The sequence below is a fragment of the Bradyrhizobium sp. genome (assembly GCF_049581145.1).
In the GTDB taxonomy this organism is placed as follows: domain Bacteria; phylum Pseudomonadota; class Alphaproteobacteria; order Rhizobiales; family Xanthobacteraceae; genus Bradyrhizobium.
Map to the genome: position 1 here is coordinate 1 of NZ_JBAURI010000215.1, position 1,762 is coordinate 1,762.

Consider the following 1,762-nt stretch of genomic DNA (forward strand, 5'->3'; position numbering starts at 1 on the left):
CGGTAGCTGAGTGCTTGTATTGGATTCGAAAGCTGCAAGCGTGTTTCTTCGCCAATGACTACGCCATGGCGAACGAAGCGGCCTGCCGCGCAAAGCGACTGTTATGGAGATCGCGCGGACAATTCGAAACGGCGGAATATCACTTCTACGCTGCGCTCTCCTTTGCCGCCGGATGCGACCGCTCTTCATTCGGCGCAGAGGGTCGAGCCGCTCTCGAAGCGCATCGCAGGCAGCTGGAGATCTGGGCGGAGAATTGCCCGGAAAACTTCGAGAACCGAGCAGCGCTGGTCGGCGCGGAGATTGCACGTCTGGAGGGCCGCGACCTTGACGCGGAGCGGCTTTACCAACAGGCCATCCGTTCGGCGCGCGACAATGGCTTTGTTCACAACGAGGCGATCGCCTACGAGCGCGCTTCCGCTTTCTATCGGACGCGCGAGTTCGATGAATTCGCCGATTTCTGCTTGCGCAATGCCCGCTATTGTTATGTCCGCTGGGGCGCTGGTGGCAAAGTGCGGCAGCTCGACGAACTGTATCCCCACCTCAGGACGGACGAGCTCCGGCCCGGTCTGACGAGCACACTAGACGCGCCGGTCGAATATCTGGACCTCGCTACGGTCATCAGAGTGTCACAGGCCGTCGCGGGCGAGATCGTCCTCGAGAAGCTCATCGACATCCTCATGCGAACCGCGATCCAGCAGGCCGGGGCCGAACGCGGCGTGCTTGTTCTGTCCTTAGGAAGTGAGCCGCGAATCGCGGCCGAAGCCGCGACTGACGGCGAAGCAACTATCGTCAGCCTGCGCGATGCGCCTGTGACCGCAATTGCGTTGCCAGTATCGGTTTTCCACCATGTCGTACGCTCGAACGAGCATGTGGTTCTTGACGATGCCGCGGCTCGGTCTCCGTTTGCCGACGACCCCTATATTCGAGAGCGTCAGGCTCGCTCCATTCTCTGCCTGCCATTGATCAATCAGGCCAAGCTCACTGGCGTGCTCTACCTTGAAAACAACCTGGCGCGCAGCGCCTTTGCGCCAGCCCGGGCCGCCGTGTTGAAGCTGCTTGCCTCGCAGGCCGCGATCGCGCTGGAAAACTCGAACCTCTACCGTGATCTGGCGAAGCGCGAAGCGAAGATCCGCCGTCTCGTTGAAGCCGATATCATCGGCGTCTTCATCGCGGATTTCGACGGTCGGATTCTCGAGGCCAATGACGCGTTTCTCCGCATCGTGAGATATGATCGCGAGGACCTCGCGGCGGGTCGCATCCGGTGGACGGAGCTGACGCCTCCGGATTGGCGCGAGCGCGACACACAGTGGCTCGAAGAGCACAGGCGGACCGGGCTGCGGACGCCGATCGAGAAGGAGTACTTCCGCAAAGACGGCAGCCGCGTGCCAATTCTCTTGGGATCCGCGACCTTTGACGAAGGCGGACACCAGGTTGTCGCTTTCGTGCTCGATCTTTCCGAGCGCAAGCAGGCGGAAGCGGAGGCGCGCGAGAGCGAGCGGCGCTACCGCGAGACTCAGACGCAGCTGGCGCACGCCAACCGCGTCGCGACAATGGGGCAGCTTACGGCGTCGATAGCCCACGAAGTGAACCAGCCAATCACCGCAACCGTGGCCAACGCTCAGGCGGGGTTGCGCTGGCTCAGCGCCGAGTCGCCGAATCTGGATGAGGCGCGGCAAGCGTTCGCCCTCATCGTCAGGGACGGGAGCCGGGCAGGCGCGGTCGTCGGCCGGATCCGTAACCTCATCAAAAAGGAGGCGCTAGG

The 1,762-nt window shown here is 62.5% G+C and carries 1 protein-coding gene; it reads left to right on the plus strand.

What is annotated here, in order from left to right; all coding sequences use genetic code 11:
• A partial coding sequence (locus tag WCB02_RS07215) for a GAF domain-containing protein (protein WP_423957146.1) occupies nucleotides 1–1,762 on the plus strand: 1,762 nt, incomplete at both ends.